The following is a 12,786-nucleotide window of genomic DNA, read 5'->3' on the forward strand; positions in this document are numbered from 1 at the left end:
GCCGATGCGGCGATTATAATAACCAATTAGACACATCTGCTCCCCGTCTAATCTGGAGCTGAACATGACCCACATGATATGAAAGAGTTCTAAATAACAAGTCTTCATCAGGAAACGCTTCTAGTCGATACTTTTCAGGCAGTATCTCAGATTGCTGTTTTAAACCAAATCTAACGACTTCTGTATCTGGCTCTGAACAATTAACCAGCCAAAAATCCCGATAAAGTGTTCGATCTTTTGCTGTATCCAACACCTTAAAGCGCAGTACACTACCTAACTCAGTAGACTCAAAAACATCTTTATCATACTGAATACTCAGTTTAGATAGATCTGTATGTTGAGGATCCCATGTGACATGCACATCAGCTTCATCCTGATAACGAATACCATATGCAGGGAAAGGTGAGGATAACCAACTTATTTCTGCACCAGACATAAACACTCCCATAATAGAGTTAGTCTTAGCTCAGAATATATCGAGTTTATCCTCACCAGAACAATACTTCTTTAGAATATCTAGGTTGTTAATGTAACTAACGCTTAATTGCTTCCAAGGTATCCAAAGGCCATCTTGGTTGACCTTTTACTTCGAGCCCTTCTGTTTGACCAGACAATAAACGTTGAGTGCCTGCGTAAGCAATCATAGCTCCATTATCGGTGCAAAACTCTGGGCGAGGATAAAAGACTTCACCTTTCAAGCTCGACATCAGCTCGGTTAAACCAGCGCGAAGTCGGGTATTAGCACTTACACCACCAGCAATCACCAAACGTTTACGACCCGTTTGCTTAAGTGCACGTTTACATTTAATCATTAAGGTATCAACAACTGCTTCTTCAAACGCTCTGGCAATATTAGCGCGAGTTTGTTCATCATCTGGCTCAGCAGCGATAGTATTGGCTGCAAAGGTTTTTAACCCTGAAAAGCTAAAATCTAGACCTGGGCGATCGGTCATAGGGCGTGGAAATTTGTATTTAGCAGACTCACCTTTGGCAGCTAATTTTGCCAGCCGTGGGCCACCCGGATAATCCAGCCCCATCAACTTAGCTGTTTTATCAAACGCCTCACCAGCGGCGTCATCAACAGACTCACCTAGCACTTCGTATTCGCCAATGCCTTTAACATCAACCAACATGGTATGGCCACCAGAAACTAACAAAGCGACAAAAGGGTATTCAGCAGGTGTTTCTTCAAGCATAGGAGCTAATAAATGCCCCTCCATATGATGTACACCAATAGCTGGGATCCCCAAAGAAAAGGCTAAAGATCGCCCAACGCAAGCACCGACTAATACTGCCCCAATCAGCCCTGGCCCTTTAGTATAAGCAATGCCATCTAAATCACTCATGGCAAGCTCAGCATCTTCAAGTGCTTTACGAATAAGAGGGATGATTTTACGAACATGATCTCGCGATGCTAATTCAGGCACTACCCCACCATAATCAGCATGCAGTTTTACTTGACTATATAATGTATGGGATAACAAACCAGCATTTGAATCATAAACCGCAATACCTGTCTCATCGCAGGACGTCTCAATACCTAAAACTCGCATTTCATCTACACTTAATGACAACAAAGGCGGACAATTCTACCTGTAGATAACGATTTGCTCCAGTAAATCGCAATTATCTGACAGGGATCGTAAAAAGATCCAGCGATCGCTAAGATTTTGGGGTTTACAAAGTCATCAATCTGAGTGTAAAATTCCGAACCATTTTTTAATCAACCTTGATCGATTACGGCTTTTAGCTGTTTTTCTTTCAATACAACTTACACCTAAGGGGTGATGGCGTATGCCAATAGTTAAAGTACGTGAAAATGAACCATTCGACGTAGCTCTTCGTCGTTTTAAGCGCTCTTGTGAAAAAGCTGGTATCCTAGCTGACGTACGTGCTCGTGAATTTTACGAGAAGCCAACTACTGCACGTAAGCGTGCAAAAGCTGCTGCTGTAAAGCGTCTTGCTAAGAAGCTTTCTCGCGAAAACGCTCGTCGCGTACGTTTATACTAATCCGTTATGAGCCTATTAGATCAGCTTAAAGACCATATGAAGCAAGCCATGATTGCCAAAGAAAAGGCAAGACTTGGCACCATTCGTATGGCATTAGCCGCCATCAAACAAGTAGAAGTGGACACCCGCGAAAGCTTGACTGATGATCAGGTAATAGCTGTGCTAACCAAAATGGTGAAGCAGCGCCGTGATTCAGTAACTCAATATGAGCAAGCTGGACGCAGCGACCTTGCCGAAGTGGAATTGGTTGAGATTTCTGTTTTAGAAACCTTCTTACCAACGCCACTAACAGCTGAAGAAGTCGATGCAATTATTGCTGAAACCATTCAAGCTGTTGGCGCTTCTTCCATGGCGGACATGGGCAAAGTAATGGGAGCGTTAAAAGGTAAACTTCAAGGCCGCGCTGATATGAGTGCAGCTGGAGCTCAAGTAAGAGCTCAACTGAAGTAAGCCTGTAGAAGCTTTCTTTAGATAGCTTCTTAATATAACGTTACGACAAGCCGTGCACCTGCGCGGCTTGTTTGTTTTAACCTTTTTTTAGGTTCAACTGCCTCAGCTAAGAGTGAGACTATGCCAATACCACGCGATTTCATCAATGAGTTAGTCGCTCGAACTGATATCGTCGAACTGGTCAGCAGTAAAGTACCACTAAAAAAAGCGGGTAAGAACTACTCGGCCTGCTGTCCTTTCCACAGTGAAAAAACGCCCTCTTTCACTGTCAGTCAAGACAAACAGTTTTATCACTGCTTTGGTTGTGGTGCCCATGGTAATGCTATTGATTTTGTCATGGAATATGACCGATTAGAATTTGTAGATGCCATAGAAGATTTAGCCGGACAGCTCGGACTTGAAGTTCCTAATGAGCAAGGTCATGGCCCTAAAGTTGACCATGCCCTAAGTAAAGATCTCTACCAACTGATGGAAGAGGCTTGTCATTTTTATCAAGCACAACTTCGGCAACACACAGACAAAGAAAAAGCACAAAATTATCTCGAGTACCGAGGTTTATCTTCCGAGGTAGTTGAACGATTCAACATAGGTTTTGCACCAGATGGCTGGGATAACCTACTAAGCCGTTATCGAGATAACCAAGCATTACAAGACAAGCTGCTCACGGCAGGTATGTTAATTGCTAATGACAATGGCAAACGCTACGACCGTTTTCGTGACAGACTCATGTTTCCCATCCGTGACCGTCGTGGACGTGTTATCGGCTTTGGTGGGCGAGTATTTGGTGAAGGCACTCCAAAATACCTAAACTCACCAGAAACCCCGATTTTTCAAAAAGGCAACGAGTTGTATGGCCTTTATGAATTAAAATTAAAACATAGGAACCCACATCGAGCCTTAATTGTCGAAGGTTATATGGATGTGGTGGCTTTAGCTCAATATGGTGTGGATTACGCAGTTGCATCATTGGGGACATCCACTACTGCAGAACAACTACAACTGCTGCAAAGAAACGCCGAAGAAATAGTGTGTTGTTATGATGGCGATCGAGCTGGTAAGGATGCCGCATGGCGCGCCCTTGAGACAGCTCTACCTTTGCTAAAACCGGGTGATAAGCTCAAATTTATGTTTTTAGAGCAAGGAGAAGACCCTGACTCTACGGTAAGAAGCATCGGTAAAGAAGCATTTGAACACCACATTGAACAAGCCAAGCCGCTTGAAACCTTTTTATTTGAAAAACTGACTGAAGATTCAGCTGGCGATAAAAGCACATTAGCTAAACAAGCCATGACGCTGATCGAAAAAGTTAAAGATGAAATTTTACAGAATTTATTGCTCGAAAATTTAGCCCACAAACTCGGACTGAATAGCAGCGATGAACTCAAAAAGAAATTTGGTTTTAACTCACAAGCAGCTAAAGCCAATCCTCTGGGTGCTAAAGGCCTAAAAGGCAGAGGAACGCCGTTAAGGCTAGCCATTAGTTTGCTAATTCAGCACCCCGAAGTTGGTAGTGACTTACCAGCGCAACCTGCCCTGAAGCACCTTACGATGCCTGGGCTGGATTTATTGATCCAATTAATGGATTTGACTCGTAACACTCAGATGACAGCCGCACAGTTGCTTGAGCATTTTCGCCAACAACCTCAATTCGAGACCATAAAAAAACTGTCTACCTGGGAACATCAAGTCGCAAAAGACAAACTCAAGCATGAATTTAAAAAATCGCTTGTCTGGTTAAGTAACCAATATCTTGAACAGCGTTATCAAGAACTCAGCTTGAAACAAAGCCACACCAAGGATGAAAGAGTACAGCTTCAAAAGCTTATCTCGGTGATGAAGGGAATAAACAAGTAAATTCTTGTTCATACCTCTAGCACAAGGAAGTGCACATGGTTATAATTGACGCTTTGCGTTGAACACAGCTCTGCTGAACAATTCAACGTATCGCCTCGTAAACTGTTTACTCAAACTTGGATGATATCTATGGATCATACTCCACAGTCGCAACTCAAATTGTTACTTGCAAAAGGTAAAGAACAAGGTTACCTGACTTATGCAGAAGTGAACGATCACTTACCTGCAGATATGGTCGATTCTGATCAAATTGAAGATATTATCCAGATGATAAATGACATGGGTATTCGCGTGTTTGAAGAAGCGCCGGATGCCGATGAAATCATGATGTCTGAAGACAGCACCGATGAAGATGCAGCTGAAGAAGCAGCTGCCGCTCTAGCAACAGTAGAGAGTGAAATCGGTCGTACAACTGACCCTGTTCGCATGTACATGCGTGAAATGGGAACCGTTGAACTATTGACCCGTGAGGGCGAAATTGTCATCGCCAAACGAATTGAAGAAGGGATCAATACCGTTCAAGGCTCTGTAGCCGAATACCCTCAAGCGATTGCGATGATCCTTGAGCAATTCGACAAGTACGAAGCTGAAGAAATCCGTTTATCTGACATTATCTCTGGATTTGTAAACCCTGACGAAGATGACGTCGCTCCAACCGCTACTCACGTTGGCTCTGAACTGACTGACGAGCAATTGGACGATGAAGACGACGATGATGATGACGAAGAAGAAGCAAACAAAGGCCCAGATCCTGAAGAAGCAAAAGAACGCTTCACGGAGCTGAGAAAACTGTTTGATATTGGTCAAGCAACCATTGCCGAGAAAGGCCGTGATCATCACTTGTCTGTAAAATGCTTATTTGAACTAGGTGAACTGTTCAAAGAGTTCCGTCTTGTCCCTAAGCAGTTCGATGCATTAGTAAAAAGCATGCGCACCATGATGGACAGAGTTCGTATTCAAGAACGTCTGATCATGAAGCTATGTATTGAGCAAGCTAAACTACCTAAAAAGAACTTTATCAAAGCCTTCGGCGGTAACGAAGCTACTAGCGAATGGTTCACCAAAGAGCTAGAGTCTGGAAAATCCTACTCAGAAGGCCTGAAAAAAGTTGAAGATGACGTACTTCGCTGCATCAGTAAACTGGTTGCAGTTGAAAACGAAACGGGCTTAGCTATTTCTGCAATCAAAGACATCAACCGTCGTATGTCTATCGGTGAAGCCAAAGCACGTCGTGCGAAAAAAGAAATGGTTGAAGCGAACTTACGTCTAGTAATTTCAATTGCGAAAAAGTACACCAACCGTGGTCTACAGTTCTTGGATCTGATCCAAGAAGGTAACATCGGTCTAATGAAAGCGGTAGATAAGTTTGAATACCGCCGTGGTTACAAGTTCTCGACTTACGCCACATGGTGGATCCGTCAGGCTATCACCCGTTCGATTGCTGACCAAGCACGTACCATTCGTATTCCGGTACACATGATCGAAACCATCAACAAGCTAAACCGTATCTCACGTCAAATGCTACAAGAAATGGGACGCGAACCATCACCAGAAGAACTGGCTGAACGTATGCAAATGCCTGAGGATAAGATCCGTAAGGTATTGAAAATTGCCAAAGAGCCAATTTCAATGGAAACCCCAATCGGTGATGATGAAGATTCGCACTTAGGTGATTTTATCGAGGATACAACCCTCGAACTACCACTAGACAGTGCAACCGGTGAAAGCTTGAAAAACGCTACTCACGAAGTACTTGCAGGGCTAACAGCTCGTGAAGCTAAGGTACTGCGTATGCGTTTTGGTATCGATATGAACACCGACCACACGCTAGAAGAAGTAGGTAAACAATTTGACGTTACCCGTGAGCGTATTCGTCAGATTGAAGCAAAAGCATTACGCAAGTTGCGCCATCCTTCTCGTTCTGAAATTCTAAAATCATTCTTAGACGAGTAATCGACTTACTCACTAAGCAGCAAAAAAGCCTCGAACATATCGAGGCTTTTTTTATGTGATCTTATGAAGTTAGCTGAATAAAAGATGACAACTGAAGCAAATTTTGTATAACAGATAACCAATTGATTCTACTTGCATGATTTCTCGGCAAAACAGGGATGACAAGCGCCAACAAAGTTCGTATACTTCTTTTCGACTTCGTAGCATTCGCTACATTCAAAATGGCCCCTTAGCTCAGCTGGTTAGAGCACTCGACTCATAATCGATAGGTCCACAGTTCAAGTCTGTGAGGGGCCACCATCTTCCCAACGTAAATCATTGAAAAGTAATAAATAACTCACAATATTTTCGATTCCATGCCGCTTTTATTCCACCTATACAAACTAATCATCATCTTCAGAATCACCATTATTTTGTTTATTTTTTCTTTGCTCTATCTTGGCTTTCTCAACATTTTTGAACGCGGGTGGTGGTATTGGGAAGATTGAAATCAAAGGAAAAATAGCGAGGACTAAAAAAGCGGCTTTCGGCATGCCTTTCGCCCATTTGATGACTTTGAATAATCCTATTCCACCAGCAATAAAGATTAATATTCCCAGTAAAAAGTTAGTTACAGCTAACTCTGTAATCTCAAGAAGTAATTTATCCATACCCAAACTTATAATTCCTTTATATTGAAATAAATTAGGGCAAATTAAGTTAATTCAAGGTTAGGTTAATCAACTTCATACAGCAGGTGTTTTCACTTCTATCACCATCAAATCAAGATTATGACCGCTTACATTGATGTCTTCATGCAGTTTTTGACCTTCTTGTTTTGATAAATATTTAGGGACACCTTTTCTTAATTTTATGAGTTCATAGCTGCCATCTTTATATAAAATTTTGAGAATGGCATTTTCGGAAGATATGATCACTCGTGCGTTTTTATGAGTGTGGTAGTCGATAACCCCGCGACGACAAAGTTGAGTTTTCCATACTTGTACATCTGGTTTTTCAATAAGCTGATCTCTTTGAGTAGCGCAAGAGGCTTTGCAATACACAAAGCCTGAGTAGCTAGAAAGCAATATTAGAAAGAGTGTAGAAGATAGTTTCATAGCCAGTTTACCTGATAACAAACTTGACTATGACCTTAACGCAAACTGAGCTTCAATCTAGCAAGATTAAGGCAATTTAATCTACATAAACGCTTGTAATCCGGTTTGAGCACGACCTAGAATTAAAGCGTGAATATCATGCGTTCCTTCGTAAGTATTGACTGACTCTAAGTTCATAACATGACGGATCACATGAAACTCATCGGAGATACCGTTTCCACCATGCATGTCACGAGCTATTCGTGCGATATCTAGTGCTTTTCCACACGAGTTACGTTTAATAAGAGAAATAGCTTCTACAGGTAACGCATTTTGATCCATCAATCGTCCTGCTTGCAGACAAGAGAACAATCCTGTTGTGATTTCAGTTTGCATATCTGCCAGTTTCTTTTGGAAAAGCTGTGTAGCCGCGATAGGTTTATCAAATTGAGTTCTGTCTAAGCCGTATTGCCTTGCGGCATGCCAACAAAATTCAGCGGCTCCCAATGCGCCCCATGCAATACCGTAACGCGCTTTATTTAAACAACCAAATGGGCCTTTTAAGCCTGACACTTCAGGGAAAATAGCTTCCTCACCCACTTCGACATTATCCATTACGATTTCACCAGTAATAGAGGCTCTTAATGAGAACTTACCCTCAATTGTTGGAGTACTTAAGCCCTTCATGCCCCTTTCGAGAACAAAGCCACGGATCACGCCATCCAGTTTTGCCCAAACCACAAAAACATCAGCGATTGGCGAGTTAGTGATCCACATTTTGCTACCCGTTAAACGATAACCACCATCAACTTTTTCAGCTCTGGTTTTCATACTTGCAGGATCAGAGCCAGCGTCAGGTTCGGTTAAACCAAAACAGCCTACCCATTCGCCACTTGCCAGCTTGGGTAAATATTTTTGTTTTTGTTCTTCGGTGCCGTAAGCATAAATAGGGTGCATCACCAGCGATGACTGTACGCTCATGGCACTTCGGTAGCCGCTATCAACACGTTCAATTTCTCTAGCAATTAAGCCGTAACTGACATAATTAGCATTAGCGCAACCATATTGCTCTGGCAAGGTCACACCAAGTAACCCAAGCTCACCTAATTCGCTCATGATTTCTCGATCAAAACGCTCTTCACGGTTCGCAGTTAATACACGGCTCATTAATTTATCTTGAGCATACTCGTGCACCATATCTCGGATCATGCGTTCTTCGTCAGAAAGTAAAGTATTTAGCTGCAAGGGATCTTGCCAATCATAATGAATACGAGCCATGAAGCATCCTTTTATATATCTTTTTGTACTGGTAACCCATTACCAAGAATGAGCGTAAGGCAGAGCCTCAGTTTATCTTAAATAACTGTGCGCCATAAGGTAATTTGTATCGCTGACTCTAGCACAACAGTAAGTTTGTTTATTGAGCTAAATCAGCACGATGAAAAGAAGATGAAAAAATATTAACTGGTTGTTTAAAATTTTTTTTGCTTAGATGCTCATATATTGTAGCGAATAAATCTTTTTAAATTATTATGGCGACACCAGCTTCAACATCTACAACAAACTCACCTTATTCGACAAAAGATGATCCAATTTTACTCTTTAATCCCAAAGGAAAAGGTTTTTTGGAGCTAGAAAAGAACGTTATACCTACCGTTCATAAGCAAGTGAATGTACTTCTGGAGACTGAACAATTAATAAAAATAAAAATAAAACATACAAACGAAGGCTGGCATGAAGAAATTTCCTTCAAAGTCAGCTTTAGTGACTTTGGAGATGAACTTTCAACAGGAAAAGTAGCGAATAAGTTTCATAGAAAAATTACAGTCAAAACAAGTAATGCATCTCTCCCAGGTTCAAAAGCTTCTTCTCATGCATCTGCTCTGCAAAAACAATATAACACCCGTAATTTAAGCCTTGAAAAAGTGTCAGTACTGACAAAAAGAACTTTTGAAATCTTACCACCAGCAACCCCAAATGAAGTTGAAAAAGCAACCAACGAAAGTGCTTTAACAAATTATGGGCACGATCAGATACTAGATTTAACAAAAGACCATGCAAACAAAAGATACTAATATACCTTTTTCAAATAACTTAAATTCTATTTTTATAGGAACCTGAACACTACAGCAAATAGCAAGGAAGTGGCTTATAGGGATAGAAATAAAGATTACTTCTCACTCATCAAAATCAAAACTCTGATTGAGATCGGCATTTTGTTGTTTTTTCCGTTGTTGGGCTTTATAGACTTGATATTGGGCGTATAGATAACGTCGTTTTCGCTGTTTACATAAGCGAATAACATCTATTTTTTTTACATCATCAAATTTTTGCCAGTGAAAGCGTTCATCTCGACTTCTAAAGCATCCTTTACAATAGCCGCGGCTATCTGACTGACACACATTAATACATGGGCTGGGGACTTCAAAAAACTCAAGTTGTTCCATTAGTCCCCTCCCTTTGATTAGCAATTAACCCTTACAGTTTGGTGTGCGAGGAACATCATCATTCTCTTGCCACTCTTGTTGAGTATAAGTATGAATCGACAAAGCGTGAATTTCATTGGAGAGTTCTTCAGCTAAAGATTGGTTGACTAAGCGGTGTCTCGCTATCAATCTTTTACCCTCAAACTCATCACTGACAATAACGACTTTGAAATGGCTTTCTGAATTGGGTGGTACATTATGACGGTTACTTTCATTCAACACATCGATGTATTGAGGAGTAAAGGCCTGAGTCAATTTTTCGGTAATTTTTGCTGCTACAGGCCCAATCGGTTTCTTGGACATAGTTCCTACTCACATAACGGTTATGCTTGCAGGTTACTGATTGCTCCATAAAAGATCAACCGAGAGTCGATAACCTTATACTGGGATCAAGCTCTTCGAATTTTTCAGTGAGCTTTTCGATGTTGAGATCAGAAGGTAGACGTAACTGAATACTGGCTTGATATACCGAATCTCCAAGCATAGTTACTGGTGCTCGAAAAAAGCTAAATTGCTCCACATCTAGCTCAAGCCCTTGCATTAGCTCGTGAATATCTTTCGTTAATCCAGCTCTATCTACACAATGTACTGTAACTGAAATAGGCTCGCTAAAATTAGTCGCTTCCATTTTGGGTATTGAGTATTCAAAGCTTAATTCTGAAAAACGTCGTGACATCGCCTGCTTAAAACCGGCTAATTTATGCTCGTCAATCATAACCAAGAATAATGCCGTAAATTGATCGGCAAGCGTTATCACTTTACTGGTTTGCCAATGTCCACCTAACTCTCGTGTTTCTTGCGCAAGTTCGGTCACTACATTACTGCCACCAAGGCCACTTACAGTACTTATCACACTGACTTTCATCGTATATTCTCCTTTGCTATTTCGCTGTTATCTCATAAAGCAAAGAAAAGCGGTGTGATGGACCACAAATTATTTGTGATAATTCGGAATGATTTGGCGAAAGGTAAAATTAATTCTAGCGCGTTTTGATTTCAGGCGCTTAGGTAACGCATGCAGCCAATCTGATTGCATACCTGCTGGCATAATGAGTAAATCACCACACTCTAATGTAATGAGGTGCTTCTGTTGAGTTGTTTTGTGTTTCAGCACAAAGTCTCGGCTATCCCCTAGACTAACCGATGCAATATCACTATTGGTGACAATTTCAGGTTCATCATCACTATGCCAGCCCATATGCTCGCTTCCATCGACATAATGGTTTACCAAAACTCCATTATAACTTTGTCCAAATTCAGAGTTGAGCTGCTCTTTAAGCCTAGCCACATAATGAAACCAAGGAAGCGCTGTAATAATTTGCTTGGAATACCGATAATCACAGCCTCTATCTGCCAACCAAACTTGGCGACGGGGAATGCGATGTAGCTTTCCATAAACTTCAATTTGAGGAGAGGAATAAGGGTAACTTTCTGCTTCAAGTAATAATAACTGCCGCTGTTTCTCTGTCAGATAACGTCGAATAATTTTGACTGGAAGCTCAACAGTTTCAAATGCTAATGATTGTTGCACTGGCTATACAAGTGATAAATCGGTCGCGAAATTATAACCACTCCATGATTAAAGCACCAAACACATACCAACTGACCATAACCAATACTGCCTTAAAAAGAAATGTCCAACCTTGAGCTTGCTTATTTACCATAAAAATCATACACCTATATTATAAACTTGTTATAAGTATAGTCATGGCACGACAAAAATCTTATGAACTTTATGTTTAATTTAGTTTTTTTGAGATAATAGCTTTCTGTTCATTAATCAGAAGTTCGTTATGCACCTTGCTTTAACAGATCGCACATTATCTTTATCCCTTCATCGTTACCCACAATTTGCCAATGCTAATTTACAGGCTTGGGATGCGGCAGATGAGTACATACTTAAACAGCTATTTGAATCTGCTCAGGTTTTTAACAAGGTTGCCATCATTAATGACAGCTTTGGCGCCCTAACTTGTGCCTTAGCCCAACAAGCTCCACAACTTCCTTTGGTGATTGAAACCGATAACAAAACCAGCCAGCTAGGCACCATAGCGAACCTTGAAGCGAACGAGCTTAGTAATAACAATATTAACTGGGTTAATAGCCGATCACCTTTACCAGATGATATTGATTTAGTGTTAATGAAGCTGCCTAAAAACCTGAACTATTTTGCCCACCAGCTGAGTCGGCTTTCATGTTCCCTTAAACGAGGAACAAAAGTACTCATTGCGGCAAAGGCTAAGAGCATCAATAAATCGGTGATAGAGCTTATTAAGCAACAGCTAGGTGATGCCAGTGCCAGTTTGGCTTGGAAAAAATGCAGAGTGATCACTTGTGTCTCTGATGGATCTGCGAGAGACGAGCCTAAGCTCACTCAATGGTCAATTCCCGAAAACCAGCTCAAGTTAAACAATTTCAGCAATGTGTTTGCCGCTAATAAGCTGGATATCGGAGCAAGAGCTTTATTACAGTTTTTCCCTCAGGGTAACTACAAGCAAATTATCGATTTAGGTTGCGGTAATGGAGTATTGGGGCTTCGAGCAGCGCAGGTGTTTCCTGACGCCAATATTCACTTTGTTGACGACTCTGAAATGGCTGTTGCTTCTGCACAACAAAACTGGCAATTAAACGAGTTTAACACTGAAAACGGACACTTCTACTGGGATGATTGCTTGACTAATCTAAGCGATGAAATCAAACCAGATTTGATCATTTGTAACCCACCATTTCATCAAGGCGAAGCCATTACTGACCATATTGCATGGCAAATGTTTTTAGATGCAAAACGAAAACTCGCCGATGGCGGGACTCTCCACATAGTGGGTAACCGTCACTTAGGCTACCACATAAAGCTGAAGCGGTTATTCGGTAACTGTAAAACAATCGGTTCCAACGGAAAGTTTGTCGTGTTACAAGCCATTAATAATTAACAACAATTAATCCACATCAACAAGCGC

Annotated in this window: 15 protein-coding genes and 1 tRNA gene; 7 read left to right on the top strand and 9 right to left on the bottom strand. The window is 41.2% G+C overall.

From position 1 onward, the window contains the following. Positions 1–13: 13 nt before the first annotated feature. Positions 14–436, bottom strand: a complete 423-nt coding sequence (locus tag AC1EU0_RS08700; RefSeq protein ID WP_480302014.1) for a hypothetical protein — start codon at positions 434–436, stop codon at positions 14–16. 97 nt (positions 437–533) lie between these two features. Further along, a complete protein-coding gene (tsaD, locus tag AC1EU0_RS08705) occupies positions 534–1,553 on the bottom strand; it encodes a tRNA (adenosine(37)-N6)-threonylcarbamoyltransferase complex transferase subunit TsaD (RefSeq protein WP_480302049.1) in 1,020 nt (339 codons plus the stop codon). A gap of 241 nt (positions 1,554–1,794) precedes the next feature. On the opposite strand from tsaD, the gene rpsU reads away from it, so the two are divergent. The 5 genes from rpsU to AC1EU0_RS08730 all read left to right on the top strand — a co-directional run bounded on the left by rpsU (position 1,795) and on the right by AC1EU0_RS08730 (position 6,567). Then, positions 1,795–2,010 carry a 30S ribosomal protein S21 gene (gene rpsU, locus AC1EU0_RS08710; RefSeq protein ID WP_011758943.1) on the top strand — a complete coding sequence of 72 codons (216 nt, stop codon included), beginning with the start codon at positions 1,795–1,797 and terminating at the stop codon, positions 2,008–2,010. A gap of 6 nt (positions 2,011–2,016) precedes the next feature. Continuing rightward, positions 2,017–2,460 (top strand): GatB/YqeY domain-containing protein, encoded by a 444-nt coding sequence (locus AC1EU0_RS08715; protein ID WP_480302015.1) that lies wholly within the window; start codon positions 2,017–2,019, stop codon positions 2,458–2,460. A gap of 120 nt (positions 2,461–2,580) precedes the next feature. Next, entirely contained in the window at positions 2,581–4,314 is a 1,734-nt protein-coding gene (gene dnaG, locus AC1EU0_RS08720; protein ID WP_480302016.1) for a DNA primase, read from the top strand. A 129-nt stretch (positions 4,315–4,443) separates the two neighbouring features. Further along, on the top strand, positions 4,444–6,267 hold the full coding sequence (rpoD, locus tag AC1EU0_RS08725; RefSeq protein WP_480302017.1) for an RNA polymerase sigma factor RpoD: 1,824 nt from the start codon (positions 4,444–4,446) through the stop codon (positions 6,265–6,267). Positions 6,268–6,490: 223 nt separating this feature from the next. Beyond that, a tRNA-Ile gene (locus AC1EU0_RS08730) sits at positions 6,491–6,567 on the top strand. Between the two features lie 83 nt (positions 6,568–6,650). On the opposite strand, the gene AC1EU0_RS08735 is transcribed toward AC1EU0_RS08730, so the two are convergent. From AC1EU0_RS08735 to AC1EU0_RS08745, 3 genes are all read right to left on the bottom strand, one after another. Further along, positions 6,651–6,917, bottom strand: coding sequence for a hypothetical protein (locus tag AC1EU0_RS08735; protein ID WP_480302018.1), 267 nt, complete (start codon positions 6,915–6,917; stop codon positions 6,651–6,653). Between the two features lie 75 nt (positions 6,918–6,992). Continuing rightward, positions 6,993–7,364: a hypothetical protein gene (locus tag AC1EU0_RS08740; protein WP_480302019.1), complete on the bottom strand. Its 372-nt coding sequence runs from the start codon at positions 7,362–7,364 to the stop codon at positions 6,993–6,995. 81 nt (positions 7,365–7,445) lie between these two features. Then, the gene (locus AC1EU0_RS08745) at positions 7,446–8,621 is read right to left on the bottom strand and encodes an acyl-CoA dehydrogenase (RefSeq protein WP_480302020.1); all 1,176 of its coding nucleotides are present in this window, start codon (positions 8,619–8,621) and stop codon (positions 7,446–7,448) included. A gap of 254 nt (positions 8,622–8,875) precedes the next feature. Between AC1EU0_RS08745 and AC1EU0_RS08750 the strand changes: the two genes are divergently transcribed. After that, entirely contained in the window at positions 8,876–9,418 is a 543-nt protein-coding gene (locus AC1EU0_RS08750) for a hypothetical protein (RefSeq protein WP_480302021.1), read from the top strand. A gap of 102 nt (positions 9,419–9,520) precedes the next feature. Here the strand turns inward: AC1EU0_RS08750 and AC1EU0_RS08755 are convergent, their stop codons facing one another. The 4 genes from AC1EU0_RS08755 to AC1EU0_RS08770 all read right to left on the bottom strand — a co-directional run bounded on the left by AC1EU0_RS08755 (position 9,521) and on the right by AC1EU0_RS08770 (position 11,360). Next, positions 9,521–9,790, bottom strand: a complete 270-nt coding sequence (locus AC1EU0_RS08755; RefSeq protein WP_480302022.1) for a DUF1289 domain-containing protein — start codon at positions 9,788–9,790, stop codon at positions 9,521–9,523. A gap of 24 nt (positions 9,791–9,814) precedes the next feature. Next, positions 9,815–10,132, bottom strand: a complete 318-nt coding sequence (locus AC1EU0_RS08760; protein ID WP_480302023.1) for a BolA family protein — start codon at positions 10,130–10,132, stop codon at positions 9,815–9,817. A gap of 55 nt (positions 10,133–10,187) precedes the next feature. Continuing rightward, positions 10,188–10,694 carry an ACT domain-containing protein gene (locus AC1EU0_RS08765; RefSeq protein WP_480302024.1) on the bottom strand — a complete coding sequence of 169 codons (507 nt, stop codon included), beginning with the start codon at positions 10,692–10,694 and terminating at the stop codon, positions 10,188–10,190. A 69-nt stretch (positions 10,695–10,763) separates the two neighbouring features. Beyond that, complete coding sequence (locus AC1EU0_RS08770; RefSeq protein WP_480302025.1) at positions 10,764–11,360, bottom strand: alpha-ketoglutarate-dependent dioxygenase AlkB family protein; 597 nt, start codon at positions 11,358–11,360, stop codon at positions 10,764–10,766. A 262-nt stretch (positions 11,361–11,622) separates the two neighbouring features. Between AC1EU0_RS08770 and AC1EU0_RS08775 the strand changes: the two genes are divergently transcribed. Then, positions 11,623–12,759: a methyltransferase gene (locus AC1EU0_RS08775; RefSeq protein ID WP_480302026.1), complete on the top strand. Its 1,137-nt coding sequence runs from the start codon at positions 11,623–11,625 to the stop codon at positions 12,757–12,759. Positions 12,760–12,786 lie beyond the last annotated feature (27 nt).

This window comes from Parashewanella sp. 2210YD4-3 (genome assembly GCF_056591735.1).

What these genes read in the sequence shown, in the direction of transcription:
- AC1EU0_RS08740 (WP_480302019.1), bottom strand. Translation starts at nt 7,364, where the DNA reads ATGAAACTATCTTCTACACTCTTTCTAATATTGCTTTCTAGCTACTCA.
- rpoD (WP_480302017.1), top strand. Translation starts at nt 4,444, where the DNA reads ATGGATCATACTCCACAGTCGCAACTCAAATTGTTACTTGCAAAAGGT.
- dnaG (WP_480302016.1), top strand. Translation starts at nt 2,581, where the DNA reads ATGCCAATACCACGCGATTTCATCAATGAGTTAGTCGCTCGAACTGAT.
- AC1EU0_RS08750 (WP_480302021.1), top strand. Translation starts at nt 8,876, where the DNA reads ATGGCGACACCAGCTTCAACATCTACAACAAACTCACCTTATTCGACA.
- AC1EU0_RS08745 (WP_480302020.1), bottom strand. Translation starts at nt 8,621, where the DNA reads ATGGCTCGTATTCATTATGATTGGCAAGATCCCTTGCAGCTAAATACT.
- AC1EU0_RS08735 (WP_480302018.1), bottom strand. Translation starts at nt 6,917, where the DNA reads ATGGATAAATTACTTCTTGAGATTACAGAGTTAGCTGTAACTAACTTT.
- rpsU (WP_011758943.1), top strand. Translation starts at nt 1,795, where the DNA reads ATGCCAATAGTTAAAGTACGTGAAAATGAACCATTCGACGTAGCTCTT.
- AC1EU0_RS08700 (WP_480302014.1), bottom strand. Translation starts at nt 436, where the DNA reads ATGTCTGGTGCAGAAATAAGTTGGTTATCCTCACCTTTCCCTGCATAT.
- AC1EU0_RS08760 (WP_480302023.1), bottom strand. Translation starts at nt 10,132, where the DNA reads ATGTCCAAGAAACCGATTGGGCCTGTAGCAGCAAAAATTACCGAAAAA.
- tsaD (WP_480302049.1), bottom strand. Translation starts at nt 1,553, where the DNA reads ATGCGAGTTTTAGGTATTGAGACGTCCTGCGATGAGACAGGTATTGCG.
- AC1EU0_RS08755 (WP_480302022.1), bottom strand. Translation starts at nt 9,790, where the DNA reads ATGGAACAACTTGAGTTTTTTGAAGTCCCCAGCCCATGTATTAATGTG.
- AC1EU0_RS08775 (WP_480302026.1), top strand. Translation starts at nt 11,623, where the DNA reads ATGCACCTTGCTTTAACAGATCGCACATTATCTTTATCCCTTCATCGT.
- AC1EU0_RS08765 (WP_480302024.1), bottom strand. Translation starts at nt 10,694, where the DNA reads ATGAAAGTCAGTGTGATAAGTACTGTAAGTGGCCTTGGTGGCAGTAAT.
- AC1EU0_RS08715 (WP_480302015.1), top strand. Translation starts at nt 2,017, where the DNA reads ATGAGCCTATTAGATCAGCTTAAAGACCATATGAAGCAAGCCATGATT.